Origin of the sequence: Pedobacter sandarakinus (genome assembly GCF_026240095.1) — a bacterium.
Lineage (GTDB): Bacteria > Bacteroidota > Bacteroidia > Sphingobacteriales > Sphingobacteriaceae > Pedobacter > Pedobacter sandarakinus.
Window position 1 is genome coordinate 1 of sequence record NZ_JAPIVG010000004.1, and the last position, 15561, is coordinate 15561.

Below are 15561 nucleotides of genomic sequence, written 5' to 3' on the forward strand. Positions count from 1 at the left end.
AGCAAGGTTGCACCTGTTCCATCTGTAACTGAGATTGAGGCATCTTCTGCCGTTAAATCTTTAGCAGAAATATTGCTTGATGAAAGCGTTTGGTAAATCACAGAACCATCTGCCTGAACCACGCCAACTTTGTCTTTGTCAGCAGCAGCAGCGATTAGCTTATTGGCTGTAATACTTCCGTCTTTAATTTTATCCGTTGTGATTGCATCTGCGCCAACTTTTGCATTAGTAACCGCAGCATCGGCTAATTTTTGGGTAGAGATTCCACCATCAGCAACTTTAACTTTAGAGTTTACCAAAGTTGCACCTGTTCCATCGGTTATAGCTATTGAAGCATCTTCTGCAGTAAAATCTTTAGCAGAAATATTGCTTGATGAAAGCGTTTGATAAATTATACTTCCATCTGCCTGAACCACGCCAACTTTGTCCTTGTCGGCAGCAGCCGCGATGAGCTTATTTGCTGTAACACTTCCATCCTTAATTTTATCAGTTGTGATCGCATCAGCGCCAACTTTTGCGTTGGTTACCGCAGCATCGGCTAGTTTTTGAGTGGAAATTCCACCATCAGCAACTTTAACTTTCGAGTTCAGCAAAGTTGCGCCTGTCCCATCGGTAACTGCGATTGAGGCATCTTCTGCCGTTAAATCTTTAGCAGAAATATTGCTTGATGAAAGTGTTTGATAAATTATACTTCCATCTGCCTGAACCACGCCAACTTTATCTTTATCTGTGGTTGCGGCCACCAATTTTTCAGCGCCAATGGTTTTGTCTGCAACCTTTTCACCAGTTACATTTTTATCTGCAAGATCCGCAGTTTTGATTTCGCCATCTTTAATTTTATCAGTTGTGATCGCATCAGCACCAATTTTTGCGTTGGTTACCGCAGCATCGGCTAGTTTTTGGGTAGAGATTCCGCCATCAGCAACTTTAACTTTTGAGTTTACCAAAGTTGCACCTGTTCCATCGGTTATAGCGATCGAAGCATCTTCGGCAGTCAAATCTTTAGCAGAAATATTGCTTGATGAAAGCGTTTGATAAATTATACTTCCATCTGCCTGAACCACGCCAACTTTATCCTTATCCGTGGTTGCGGCTACTAATTTTTCAGCAGCAATGGTTTTGTCTGCAACCTTTTCACCAGTTACATTTTTATCTGCAAGATCCGCAGTTTTAACTTCGCCATCTTTGATTTTATCAGTTGTAACTGCATCAACGCCAATTTTTGCATTGGTTACCGCTGCATCGGCTAGTTTTTGAGCGGAAATTCCGCCATCAGCAACTTTAACTTTCGAGTTTACCAAAGTTGCACCTGCACCATCGGTTATAGCGATTGAGGCATCTTCTGCAGTCAAATCTTTAGCAGAAATATTGCTTGATGAAAGTGTTTGGTAAATCACAGAACCATCTGCCTGAACCACGCCAACTTTGTCTTTGTCGGCAGCAGCAGCGATTAGCTTATTGGCTGTAATACTTCCGTCTTTAATTTTATCCGTTGTAACTGCATCAACGCCAACTTTTGCATTGGTGACCGCAGCATCGGCTAATTTTTGGGTGGAGATTCCACCATCAGCAACCTTAACTTTAGCGTTTGCCAAGGTTGCACCTGTTCCATCGGTAACTGCGATTGAAGCATCTTCTGCAGTCAAATCTTTAGCAGAAATATTGCTTGATGAAAGCGTTTGGTAAACCACAGAACCATCGGCCTGAACCACGCCAACTTTGTCTTTGTCGGCAGCAGCCGCGATGAGCTTATTTGATGTAACACTTCCATCCTTAATTTTATCCGTTGTGATCGCATCTGCGCCAACTTTTGCATTGGTGACCGCAGCATCGGCTAATTTTTGGGTAGAGATTCCACCATCAGCAACCTTAACTTTAGCGTTTGCCAAGGTTGCACCTGTTCCATCGGTAACTGCGATTGAAGCATCTTCTGCAGTCAAATCTTTAGCAGAAATATTGCTTGACGAAAGTGTTTGATAAATCACAGAACCATCTGCCTGAACCACGCCAACTTTGTCTTTATCTGTGGTGGCAGCTACTAATTTTTCAGCAGTTACATTTTTATCTGCAAGATCTGCGGTTTTAACTTCGCCATCTTTAATTTTGTCAGCTGTGATCGCATCTGCGCCAACTTTCGCGGTGGTTACCGCAGCATCGGCTAGTTTTTGGGTAGAGATTCCGCCATCAGCAACTTTCACTTTAGCATTTGCCAAGGTTGCACCTGTTCCATCTGTAATGGCGATTGAAGCATCTTCTGCCGTTAAATCTTTAGCAGAAATATTGCTTGACGAAAGTGTTTGATAAATCACTGAACCATCTGCCTGAACCACGCCAACTTTATCTTTGTCGGCGGTTGCAGCTACCAATTTTTCAGCAGCAATGGTTTTGTCTGCAACCTTTTCACCAGTTACATTTTTATCTGCAAGATCCGCAGTTTTGACTTCGCCATCTTTAATTTTATCAGTTGTGATTGCATCTGCACCAATTTTTGCGTTGATTACCGCTGCATCGGCTAGTTTTTGAGCGGAAATTCCACCATCAGCAACTTTAACTTTCGAGTTCAGCAAAGTTGCACCTGCGCCATCGGTTATAGCGATTGAGGCATCTTCTGCCGTTAAATCTTTAGCAGAAATGTTGCTTGCTGAAAGCGTTTGGTAAATTATACTTCCATCTGCCTGAACCACGCCAACTTTGTCCTTGTCTGTAGTTGCAGCAACCAATTTTTCGGCAGTTACATTTTTATCTGCAAGGTCTGAAGTTTTAACTTCGCCGTCTTTGATTTTATCAGTTGTGATCGCATCAGCGCCAACTTTTGCGTTGGTTACCGCTGCATCGGCTAGTTTTTGGGTAGAGATTCCGCTATCAGCAACTTTAACTTTTGAGTTTACCAAAGTTGCACCTGTTCCATCGGTTATAGCGATCGAAGCATCTTCGGCAGTCAAATCTTTAGCAGAAATATTGCTTGATGAAAGCGTTTGGTAAACTACAGAACCATCGGCCTGAACCACGCCAACTTTGTCCTTGTCGGTAGCAGCCGCGATTAGCTTATTGGCTGTAATACTTCCGTCTTTAATTTTATCAGTTGTAATTGCATCTGCGCCAATTTTTGCATTCGATACCGCTGCATCGGCTAGTTTTTGGGTAGAGATTCCGCCATCAGCAACTTTCACTTTAGCATTTGCCAAAGTTGCACCTGCACCATCGGTTATAGCGATTGAGGCATCTTCTGCCGTTAAATCTTTACTGGCAATATTAATTGATGAAAGTGTTTGGTAAATCACAGAACCATCTGCCTGAACCACACCAACTTTATCTTTGTCAGTGGTTGCAGCTACTAATTTTTCAGCAGCAATGGTTTTGTCTGCAACCTTTTCACCAGTTACATTTTTATCTGCAAGGTCTGAAGTTTTCACTTCGCCATCTTTAATTTTATCAGTTGTGATTGCATCAACGCCAATTTTTGCATTCGATACCGCTGCATCGGCTAATTTTTGAGTGGAAATTCCACCATCAGCAACTTTAACTTTAGCGTTTGCCAAGGTTGCACCTGTTCCATCGGTAACTGCGATTGAAGGATCTTCTGCAGTCAAATCTTTGCCTGAGATGTTGCTTGATGAAAGCGTTTGGTAGACAACTGAACCATCGGCCTGAACCACGCCAACTTTGTCCTTGTCTGTAGTTGCGGCCACCAATTTTTCAGCAGTTACATTTTTATCTGCAATTTTTTCTGATGAGATTGATCCGTCCCTAACTTCTACCTTAAATGCTGTATTGTTGTCAACTTTTGAACTACTAACTTCAGTAGTTTTTCCGTCCACCAATGAAGATGTAAGCTGATTTTTCGTAATGATAGCTGTTAGATCAATTACATGCACAACATTATTTTCATCACTGAAGCTTAATGTATTTTTCGTGACATCGTAGGTTAGACTAGTAACAGTCTCCTCTTTATCAACAATATTCTTGATTGAGGCATATAGCACTCCGTTGTTTATTAAATTATTGTTTACGCTACCAACCACATCAACATTTACCTTATCATTTTTTTCATTGATGTAGGTATAAGTACCGTCGTTATTATTTACCAAAGTGGTTACGGTTTCGGCAGCTTTTACAATCTCTGAGATATTAATTACTTGCTTTACTCCACTATTATCTATATAAGTGAATTTTACCCCATCGAAAAGTACATTTCCACCTGTGTTTCTAACAATATTCTCAAGAATTTGCTTAACCGAACCGTCGTTAACAATGTTTTGAAAATTAGTAATCACATTTGTAGGCACATTGATTATCGTTGTTTTTCCGGCCTCATTTGTATAAGTATAGGTACCATCATCATGGTTTACCAAAGTAGTTACTGTCTCATTCGCTTTAACAATCTCTGCCAGATTGATAGCCTGCTTAACGCCATTAATATCTAAATATGTAAACTTTGCCCCATCGAAAAACACATTACCTCCAGAATTTTTAGCAATGTTTTCAATTATTTGTCTTACAGAACTTTCGTTAGCTATGGTTTGGAAATTACCAATCACATCTGCGGTGACATTGATGATGGTTTGTTTACCATCCTCAGCAGTATATACATATCTGCCGTTCTCTTGCTTGGTAAGGGGTGTTAAGGTTTCGTTCTTCTTCACTACATCTGCCAAATTAATTACCTGTGGTGCATTCGTAGCAGGGTCGTTGTAGGTTATTGCATACGTAATTGGGTTGTAGGTAATATTTGAGGCCTGACCTGAGCGTATTAAAATCCACTTATTACCATCATTATAATAAATACCAGGTACCACATCAGCAACTGATGCCGTGTTATAGATCATCATACCCGACACATGGGTTGATAATGGAGCGGGGTTACTCGTTTCTTTAAGGGCAATTCTTGAGAATAATAAACCTTTGTTGTTACTCTCCAACTCTAGTATGGCATCTTTATTTGGAAGATTGATATTGTTTATCGTTCCATCTTTAATCTTTTGCTGAGCAAACGCACTTAAAACACTTAAGGCAAGGGCTAAACTAAGTAGCAGATTTTTTTTCATATCGTTAATAATATAGAGCGTGATTAATTTTTTGTATGCCAGTTTAAATCTGTCCGTTATGTATAAGAAATTTTACAACCTATCGGAATTATTAAAGCGGCACCTTGGCAAATGTTTGGTTTATGATGGGGCGAAAGTTTAGACACTTACTGTCTTATTTCAGTATTCGACATTTTATCTATTGATGAAATATAACCTCCAGCTATAGGTTCACTACAAATAAATCGAATACTAAAAATCACTTTTTCCCTTTTTCTTGTATTATCAATACTACAAAGTAACCAATTGTTGATTAGATAAATTGTATAATTTGTGTACGATTTAAGTACAATCGCTGATTTTTGATAAAAATCAACAGAAAGATATTAACATGTAATATTAATACTACATTTTTAGACGTTTTTTGTTTAATTACCCACAAAAAAAAAGGGTTTGGTAAACTAACCAAACCCTTCTACAGCATTAAAATAATTTCTGCCAAATATTTACATTCTGGCACGAATGCGACTTAATGTTTCTAATCGAATGGCAAGAAACGAGGCAATATGTTTCAACGAAACCCGATGAATTAAGTCGGGAAAAGAAACCAGAAATCTTTTATATCTCTTTTCTGCAGAGGAGATTCTACATAGATAGGCCCGTTCTTCTGCTTCCCGATAATAAAGCTCCATCATTTTGCGACCTACTATATTTGCTTCTGGATAATTTTCATAGAGAAATTCGGATAATACGTGCGGAATGGCAACCAGGTCTACATCCTCGAGGGCCTGAAGATATTCTTCAGAATCTCCATCTAGCCATAGGTTTCTAATGGTACCGACCACTTCATTTTCTTTTGCGATCCAGGTTGTAATCTCTGTTGCACCATCTTTCACAAATCCCCTAACAACGCCTTTAACAATCAGATATAAATATTTATTGCGGTCTACCGGCGATACTAAAAACTTATTTTTTTTGTAGCTAACAGGAAAGGTGTGTTGGTTAATGCGCTTGATGATCTCATCGTTTAAAGGATGAAATTTTTTAAAAATAGACACCAATGGAGAAAAATTATTGTATTTCTTCCATTTATCTCCATCGTTTAAGTTAAGAGCAATCATGGTAAAGGAGCTAGAGGATGATAGGGTTTCGGAGTTGGTGACACCGATTTATGTAAGTATAGTAAGATTGCTTTAAAAAAAGAAGTTTTTTTTGATGAAACTCAATTTTATGCCATCAAAAAAGCTTCTCTACACCTAAACCAAAGAGGGCGAAATCATATTTCACTGGGTCGTTGGGATCGAATTGTTTTAAACTTTCTGTTAATGCAACCGCGGTTTGCCAGTCTGTTTGCCGACGCGTAATCAGCCCGAGTAACCGGCCTACCCGATCTACATGCACATCGCAGGGGCAAACCAACTGATGGGGTTTAAGGGTCTTCCATAAACCGAAGTCTACACCCTCGTTATCGTGTCTTACCATCCAGCGCAAAAACATGTTCAAACGTTTACAGGTAGATTTTTGAACAGGTGAAGAAATATGTTTCTTAGTTCTCCATGGAAAATCTTCCAGCGAGAAAAAATATGAACGAAATGCATTGAGCGCTGTTTCAATATCAAACTGTTTATCACTTATGTTCAACGGTATAAATGCTTGTTCCAAACTTTGACTAGATTGATAATGCATTTTAAAAAACGCTACGAAGTAGAGTAGGTCGGTATCATTAAAGGTTCGGTGTTTAAAACCCAGCAGTTTTTTCAGGTCGGTATCGGTATGGTTTAGCATAAAATCGTAAGGAGCGTTATCCATTCTACTCATTAATTCGATACATTTATTAATGATGGTTTTTCTTTGTCCCCAGGCTAAGATTGCGGCAAAAAATCCGGCAATTTCGATATCTTGAGGTAACCTAAAAAGATGTGGGATACAGATGGGATCATTCACAATAAATTCTGGCCTATTATATTGTGCTACCTTACTATCTAGAAAATTTTTAAGTTCTAAAAATTGCATTAGCGTTCTGATAAAACGAAAATAGCAACTGAATTGTTGCCATCTAAACCGGATTGAAACGGTATCCTTTATTTAAAAGCGCTCGCATGCTTTCCGATCAGAATGATACAGACATTAAAGCGCTTTTAAAATAAAGATTTAGTGTAAAGCCGGGCTACCGACTATAGTTGCAGCAGCTTGCTTTACAAAAAATAATAAATATATCGCCTAGGTACAATTGGAATTTATGGTTAAGCAAGTGCATTTTCCAAATCTGCTAGAAGATCATCAACATCCTCCACACCAACACTCAAACGGAGTAAATTATCGGTAACCCCTACTTTCTCTCGCTCCTCTTTTGGGATAGAACCATGAGTCATTGTTGCTGGATGATTGATTAATGATTCTACGCCTCCTAGCGACTCGGCCAGTGTAAAAACTTTAAAGTTAGATGAAATTCGGAATGTTTCCTGCAAATCTGCATTTTTAAGGGTAATGGAAATCATACCTCCAAAACCTCGCATCTGTTTTTTTGCGATATGGTGGTTAGGATGATCTTCGAACCCAGGCCAATAAATTTTATCTACTTTGGGATGATTTTTTAAGTAATGTGCAATACGCTCGCCATTTTCGCAATGAGCACGCATGCGAAGGTGTAAAGTTTTGATACCTCTGAGAACTAAAAAGGCGTCTTGCGGACCAGGTGTTGCACCGCATGCATTATAAATAAACCACAATTCTTTATAAAGTGCTTCGTTATTGGTTACCAGCGCACCCATAACCACATCAGAGTGACCTCCAATATACTTAGTTACCGAGTGCATTACAATATCGGCTCCTAAATCTATCGGATTCTGCAGATACGGCGAGGCAAAGGTGTTGTCTACTGTTAGTATCAAGTTTTTCTCCCTGGTAATCTTAGCAACGCCTTCGATATCTATAATCTGCATGGTTGGGTTTGTTGGGGTTTCAATCCATACCAGTTTTGTTTTATCGTTGATGTAAGGGAGCATGTTTTCTGGATTAGAAAGATCCAGAAAGTGGAATTTGATACCGTATTTGGAAAAGATTTTTGTGAAGATCCGATAAGATCCGCCGTATAAATCGTTGCCTGTTATAACCTCATCGCCAGGTTGCAATAATTTCAGAACCGCATCTGTTGCCCCCATTCCACTCGAAAAAGCTAAGCCAAACCTGGCATTTTCTAACGCAGCAAGGCAATCTTCGAGCGCCTGTCTTGTTGGATTAGTGCCCCTGGAATACTCGTAACCTTTATTATCGCCTGGCGATTTTTGGTAGTAGGTGGAAGTTTGATAAATTGGGGTCATAACCGCACCCGTTGTTGGATCTGGTTCCTGCCCTGCATGTATGGCTTTTGTTGCAAATTTCATTTTTTCGGTATTGAAAAGTATGTAATAGGTTATCGTGCAGATTTAAATAATCGTGATCTCGATAGCCACTCAATTAGTATGCTCTTGCGAACAATACTCTTTGCGTAGAAGGTTTACCTGAATAAATGCAAACCCCATCTTCTAATTTATTATCTAAAGGAATACAGCGAATTGTGGCTTTTGTTTCTTCTTTTATCTTTTGTTCAGTTTCTGATGTTCCATCCCAATGCGCCGAAATAAAGCCAGCTTTCCCATCTAACAAATCTTTAAATTCCTGGTAAGAATTGGCAGGTGTGATGTGCTCATCTCTATAAGCCAAAGCCTTATTAAACATGTTTGTTTGAATTTCTTCGAGCAGTTTTGCGATGTAAATATCCAAGCCCTCTTGCGGCACCGTTTGCTTTGCCTTGGTATCTCGGCGAGCTACTTCTACCGTTTTGTTTTCCATATCTCTGCCACCTATTGCCACGCGTACAGGAATTCCTTTGAGTTCGTAATCGGCAAATTTAAAGCCGGGGCGCTGTGTATCCCTATCATCGTATTTAACAGAAACGCCCATACCTTTTAATCTCATGGTAAGTTCATTTACATAGGCTGTTATTTTTGCCAAATCTTCCTCACCTTTATAAATCGGCACAATTACCACCTGAGTTGGTGCCAATTTTGGTGGAATTACTAAGCCTGAATCGTCGCTGTGCGCCATAATTAATGCACCCATCAACCGTGTAGATACACCCCAGGAAGTTGCCCAAACGTGGTCTAATTTTCCATCTTTACCTGTAAATTTCACATCGAAGGCTTTGGCGAAGTTTTGTCCTAGAAAGTGCGATGTGCCTGCCTGGAGTGCTTTGCCATCTTGCATTAAAGCCTCAATACAATATGTGTCTAATGCACCTGCAAACCTTTCATTTGGGGATTTACGACCCCTAACCACCGGAACAGCGAGCCAATTCTCCGCAAAATCTGCATAGATATGCAACATACGCTCTGTTTCTTCAATCGCCTCTTCGGCTGTCGCATGTGCGGTATGACCTTCTTGCCAAAGGAATTCGGCTGTACGAAGAAATAACCGTGTACGCATTTCCCACCTCACCACATTAGCCCATTGATTAATTAGAATAGGCAAATCTCGGTAAGACTGAATCCATCCTTTGTAAGTGTTCCAAATAATGGTTTCCGAGGTTGGCCTTACAATAAGTTCTTCTTCTAATTTTGCAGTTTCATCTACTACAATATTGCCGTTACCATCATTCTTTAGACGGTAATGCGTTACTACTGCACATTCTGTTGCAAAGCCTTCTACGTGAGACGCTTCCTTAGAGAAAAATGACTTTGGAATGAATAACGGGAAATAGGCATTACTATGACCAGTGTCCTTAAACATTTTATCTAGCACAGCCTGCATCTTTTCCCATATTGCATAACCATTTGGCTTTATAACCATGCAACCTCTAACCGCTGAATGCTCAGCTAAATCTGCCTTTAAAACAATATCGTTGTACCACTGAGAATAATCGGTTTCTCTCTTTGTAATTTCTTTGCTCATCTTATGTATTTGGAACGTAATTTGTGAGTTATTATCATGTGAAAAAGATCACAAATTTATAAATTTATGCCTACAAAACGATCACGATTGACATGCAAATGTTAAAATCTGGGTTCTGACTAAACAAATAGTTATTTTTGAGGCTTTTTAATTTGATTTTCGTAAATTAGTAAACACACACAACTAAATATAAATAGTATGAAACCAATTACATTTTTACCCATTGTCATGATTGCCGCCGCTGGGTTGGTGGCTTCATGCTCAACATCTAAATTGGCTACAACCAAAGCAGAAGACGATGTATATAACAGCGTAGCAAAAGCTAAGGAGGTCGAAATGGTTCCACAACAACAATATGCTCAAAACCAGTCTCAGAACCCAGAGGCTTATGATGAGTATTATGGAACAAGCAACCCTTATTATGATATGGATTATTCTTCACGCATTAACCGTTTTCAAAATGGTACAAGCTGGAGAGGATACTATGATCCATACTATGAAAATTTCTATTATGGTAATTCATATGGTGTTACCAATTATTTGGGCTTTGGCGGCCTGGGCTGGAGCAGCGGTTATGGTTTAGGCGGCTGGGGTGGCGGTCTTGGGTATGGCTATGGTTATGGCAGCATCTGGAACAATCCATTCTATTACGGAAACTTTGGTTATGGCTGGAATAGTCCATTCTATGGCTGGAATGCCTGGGGACCAAACTCATATTACGATCGATTTGGTTGGGGCGGTGGTTATTACGGTGGCGGCTGGGGTTTAGGCGGCGGCTACTATGGTGGTGGCGTTTATACCAATAACAGAACCAATAGACCAAGACCAGGAAGTAACGATACAGGTATGCCTAGAACAAGCGCTCCTGGGGCTAATCCTAATTTTGGTAGACCAAGCCGGTCTGGGTATGCAGGGAACAGTAATGGAGCGGTTAGTTCTACAAATCCTAATACGAGTGGAAGGCCGACTCGAAGTTATCAACCTGCAGGAAATGGCAACACTACTACAGCAGAACGCCCTACGCAGATGAGCAGACCAACGAGAAGTGAGGCACCTGCACCAAGCTATTCACCTCCACCATCAAGCAGTGGGAGTAGCGGATCGTCTGGCGGCGGCGGCGGCGGTGGTAGTAGACCATCGAGAGCAGGTAGAGGTTAATTAAATTCTAAACACACAACATGAAAAAATATATATTGGCTTCGATAGTAGCTACAGTAGCTACTATAGGATCATCATACGCCCAAAGTTACGCACCTGATGCCTTCCGTTTCTCACAAACAAATTATGGTAGTTCGGCACGCTTTAAAGGAATGGGTGGGGCACAGATTGGGGTAGGTGGCGACATAGGCTCTATTAATGCAAATCCGGCTGGACTAGGGCTTTTTACTAAGTCAGAATTCAGCATTACCCCAGAATTTAATTCTGTAGATAATAATAGTGCTTTTCTTGGCAATAATAACCAAGTGAGCAAAAGTCAGATTAACTTAAATAACATCGGGGCAGTTTTTTACAGCCCCACTTACAAAGCTAAAGGCAGCGCGGTAGATAGGGGTTTAGTAAGTTCTGTTTTCGGTGTTAGCTACACCAGGAATAACGACTTCTTAAATAACTTTGGTTACGGGGGCGTAAACACGAATAGTTCCATTCGCGATGCGTATGCAGAACAAGCAAATGCATTCGGGATTGATCAAACTGTAGCTGGTGATGCTTACCAAAGTTATCTCATCAATAAAAATGCGACCAATTTCCCAAATGGCTACTCGGCAGAACCTTATACTGGTACTAGTTTCACCCAAAACTGGAATGAAGCAAGACTAGGTTCGACATCTGAATTTAATGTGGCCGGAGCGTTGAACTTTGGCAATAAAATATATGTTGGGGCAACTGCGAGTTTCGTTAATGTTAGATATGTAAGTGATGCAAGTTTCACCGAGTCTGGGGTTGTTAACTCTTTTAACGATGGTGATGCCATACCGACATACAATGGGAATGAAAATTACAACCTTACCTATTTTAGAAATCAGGAAACTAAAGGGGGTGGTTTTAATCTGAAGTTGGGAATGATTTTTAGGCCAGTTAGCGAATTTAGAATTGGCTTGAATTTGCAAACGCCAACCTGGATGAATTTACAAGACAATACCAGTGAAACTTTACAAGCGAACACTGCTGGAAATACAAATACTTCTCCAACCTCATCAAATAATCCAAGCAGAAATTATACTTTTACATATAACTTACGTACGCCACTTAAAGCATCGGCAGGTTTAAGTTATGTAATTGGTGGTACAGCTCTAATCTCTGCTGATGTAGATTACGTTGATTATTCTTCTATGCGTTTTTCAGCTGATAACGGTTCAGACTTATCAACGATAAACAACACCAACCAATTTATTAAAAACTCATATAAAGAAGCTATAAATTATCGTGTTGGTGCAGAGGTAAAGGTTAGCCCAGAGTTTAGCGTTAGAGGCGGCTATGGTGTGAATGGGAATGGTGTAAAAGGAGGAGACAATTCTTTCTATCAAGGACAATACTTTACTGGCGGCCTTGGTTATCGCGTAGATAATTACTACTTCGATTTAGCCTACCAAAACTATAAAACTAACTTTAGCTCTGCTCCTTATGAGCTAAACGACTTTTCGGAACCGGTTGCAGATGTAAGCAGTAAACGAAATAATGTGTTCTTAACCTTTGGAGTTAGGTTCTAATATATTTTAAATTTAAAGAAGCCGCTGATTTAACAAAATTAGCGGCTTTTTATTTAGATAAAACCTCAAATTCCTTTTCTCCGTAAACTACGCCTTTTGAAGATATGCCCTGAACAATGATTTTATATTTTCCAGGAAGATCTCCTGTTGTAAATGTCAACTTGTTTTCTCCTTTTTCACTTACCTCCAACTGATAGTTCCAGTAAATAGTTGAATGATTAATCGGTTCGTACATATTAGCTATATCTGATGTATAAAATTCTTTCGGAAGATTTATTCCCTTAATAATTTTTAAGCTAGGATTTCCCTCCTGCTCACTACATCCTGCATAAATAATTTCGCGTCCTGAAGATGTAAGATACCTACCACCCTTCTTGGGAATTGCATTGTTGAAATCGCCAATATGATTTTGGCAGTTGAAAATTCTATTTTTGCATACATAATCGCCGCAGCTGTTACTGGTACGATTACTTGCGAAAGACATTTTATCGTCAGTCGTACGAATTAATACTTCTTTTAAAGTTATCCCGTCCCTATTCTGTGGCGTTATTTTCGAATCATTAAGTTGTAATGATAAACTCGTTGTAACATCGTGTGGTAATTTAGTTAGGTAATCCTTCATGTCTACGATGGGATCGCTAGTTTTGACACCGTATGCTGCCGGATTCTTTGCGCCTAAACTTAAGATAACTTTGCCTTTTGCTGTAGTAAGTAAACTTTCTGTTGGGAGAATGAAGTGACCCGAACTGTCTGTATCCAACATATTTAGGTTTCTACCAGCAATAGAACTTATAACAATCGGTTCTTTTAACGCATTACCATTCTTAGTTACCCATCCCTGTAAAGACATCGATGAGATGTTGAGCATTCCGGTAGTAACCTCTTGTGAGGGCCATTTATATCTTCTCCATCCTTTTGTATTTAAAACATCATTGAGATATTCCCTATCTAAATATCTGATACCAGACAAACTGGTAGGTAAGTCTTCCAGCTGATGGAAATAAGCATAATCTGCGATATTGGTGCTGTTTTGAATTGAAAATCGATTCGATTGCGCACAACTTACAGAAACTAAACCCTTAATCTCTTGCCCATCCCCATCTAATAGATTTAGGCTAACTGCTACACTATCTCTAGTTGAAAAAAACGGTTTATTTAAATTTATGTCGATGCGATTGAGCTTATTATAATGAGCAAAGAATAAACTTTCTGCTACGGGTTTGAAGTTTTGGTCCAACACCGTTACGCCATACAAACTTGTGCCAAGCGTATCGAGCTTGAAGCGGATGTTTTGGGCATTATTTGCTTGTAAATTGCAGGTAGTTTGCAGGAAAATACTATTAAAATCATGCACAACTACATGGAAAATACCACTGTGATTACTCTCAATCTGCGATAGCAATTCGCCATCTACTACTGGAGAATTAATTCGCAATGCCAACCCATTCTCTAAAGCTTTAGGAAAGCTGTATCTAAGTTTTTGCGAGTCACCGATTATCTCTGCTGAATAGCGCTTCAATTTATCGGAAAAGAAAAGCAAATTCCCCACACCCATTGCAGATGTTTGAATCGTATCTAGCGGGAATCCATCTTCGAATATAGCAACCTTGCCCCTAATTAAATTTCCTTCAACATCTCTCAATTCAATAGACAGCTTGTTCCTTAATCCCTCGACAAGATATCCGCCTTCCGGAAAAAAATTGATGTGATAGCGCTCGGCATTTAGTTCGGGCAGCTTGAAATTCAAATGTTTTGTAAGTCCGTTTTTCTTAACGATTACGTGAAGTTGGGCATTTTTACTTACTATTTTTTCTGCCGGATAATTGATCATCAATTCGCCAATAACACTGGTTTTCGCCTTGCCACGCTGAATGACGTTGTCATTGGATCCTATGGTATAAGTAACATCAGCATTTTCTACAAATCGGTTATCGCCTGTTAGCACTCGCAAAAGCGCAGTTCCATTTTTTGACTCCTCATCATATACCTTAAATACGGAAATATTTGTTACCAGGGAATTTATTGTTGTTGATTTGATAGTTATTGGTTGTACAAAGTTACCATCGTAATGGCCATTGACTTTGATGTTCGTGTTTGCAATGAAACGATAATTGCCATTAGGTAAGGAATCTGGCAAAGAAAATGCGCCAAAGACAAAGCCTTCAGTAATCAAAAATTTCTCCTGAAGTAAGATCGTACTATCAGCATTGTTCACTAAGGATAAATACAAAGTTTGGTATTGGTCGAGTGGTGCAATATTTTGCAGCAAGCATCCCGTAAACCAAACATCATCATTATTGGTGTATATATTTTTATCGAAGTGGATAAAAAGGGAAGATTGGGCTTGGCTTTGTCCATAATTTTCAAGTAGTACTGCTACACTATCGATCCCACCAGATTGTGCTTTGGCACAATAGCCAGAAAGAATTAAGCAACACAACAGTAAATATTTCGAAAGCATATTTAGATGATATTGCTAAAAATGAAAATTTTTTACCAAAAACTGGAATTTATAACCAAATAGTGACCTATTTCATTCTATGTTTAAATCGTAAAGGTGATTGAAGTATCTAGATCTTAACAATGCCATGTTTCACAGCATACAAGGCTAATCCTGTACGGCTTTTTAAATTTAGTTTTTCGCAAAGCGAATTCCGATATCCATCTATCGTACGCGGACTAACGAACATTTCCGACGCAATTTCATTATAGGTTTTCTCAGTATAAGTATATTTCAAAAACTCCATCTCTCTTTCTGGAAATGGCATGCCGAACCAACAATTACTTTTAGTCGCAGAAAAAACTTTTCGATGTGTCTTTCATTTCCATATTATCTAAATAATATTAAAAAAAGCTCGCTGATAAATAATAACCATACAGAACACTGGATTGTGCCAGGT

At 39.3% G+C, this 15561-nt stretch carries 9 protein-coding genes; 2 read left to right on the forward strand and 7 right to left on the reverse strand.

Annotated features, from left to right (window positions below; translation table 11 throughout):
- The 5 genes from OQ268_RS11330 to proS form a co-directional block, all read right to left on the reverse strand.
- On the reverse strand, positions 1–5045 hold a 5045-nt coding region (locus OQ268_RS11330), incomplete at its 3' end, for a beta strand repeat-containing protein (protein ID WP_265856252.1).
- Between the two features lie 485 nt (positions 5046–5530).
- Entirely contained in the window at positions 5531–6145 is a 615-nt protein-coding gene (locus OQ268_RS11335) for a Crp/Fnr family transcriptional regulator (RefSeq protein WP_265856253.1), read from the reverse strand.
- A gap of 115 nt (positions 6146–6260) precedes the next feature.
- Positions 6261–7037 carry a TIGR02757 family protein gene (locus OQ268_RS11340; protein WP_265856254.1) on the reverse strand — a complete coding sequence of 259 codons (777 nt, stop codon included), beginning with the start codon at positions 7035–7037 and terminating at the stop codon, positions 6261–6263.
- A gap of 230 nt (positions 7038–7267) precedes the next feature.
- Positions 7268–8407 carry a cystathionine gamma-synthase gene (locus OQ268_RS11345; protein ID WP_265856255.1) on the reverse strand — a complete coding sequence of 380 codons (1140 nt, stop codon included), beginning with the start codon at positions 8405–8407 and terminating at the stop codon, positions 7268–7270.
- Positions 8408–8480: 73 nt separating this feature from the next.
- Positions 8481–9953, reverse strand: coding sequence for a proline--tRNA ligase (proS, locus tag OQ268_RS11350; RefSeq protein ID WP_265856256.1), 1473 nt, complete (start codon positions 9951–9953; stop codon positions 8481–8483).
- A 198-nt stretch (positions 9954–10151) separates the two neighbouring features.
- Between proS and OQ268_RS11355 the strand changes: the two genes are divergently transcribed.
- Positions 10152–11111, forward strand: coding sequence for a hypothetical protein (locus OQ268_RS11355; protein ID WP_265856257.1), 960 nt, complete (start codon positions 10152–10154; stop codon positions 11109–11111).
- A 20-nt stretch (positions 11112–11131) separates the two neighbouring features.
- Positions 11132–12661, forward strand: coding sequence for an OmpP1/FadL family transporter (locus OQ268_RS11360; protein WP_265856259.1), 1530 nt, complete (start codon positions 11132–11134; stop codon positions 12659–12661).
- 49 nt (positions 12662–12710) lie between these two features.
- Here the strand turns inward: OQ268_RS11360 and OQ268_RS11365 are convergent, their stop codons facing one another.
- Positions 12711–15122: a hypothetical protein gene (locus tag OQ268_RS11365; protein WP_265856260.1), complete on the reverse strand. Its 2412-nt coding sequence runs from the start codon at positions 15120–15122 to the stop codon at positions 12711–12713.
- A 109-nt stretch (positions 15123–15231) separates the two neighbouring features.
- On the reverse strand, positions 15232–15429 hold the full coding sequence (locus tag OQ268_RS11370) for a response regulator transcription factor (protein WP_265856261.1): 198 nt from the start codon (positions 15427–15429) through the stop codon (positions 15232–15234).
- Positions 15430–15561 lie beyond the last annotated feature (132 nt).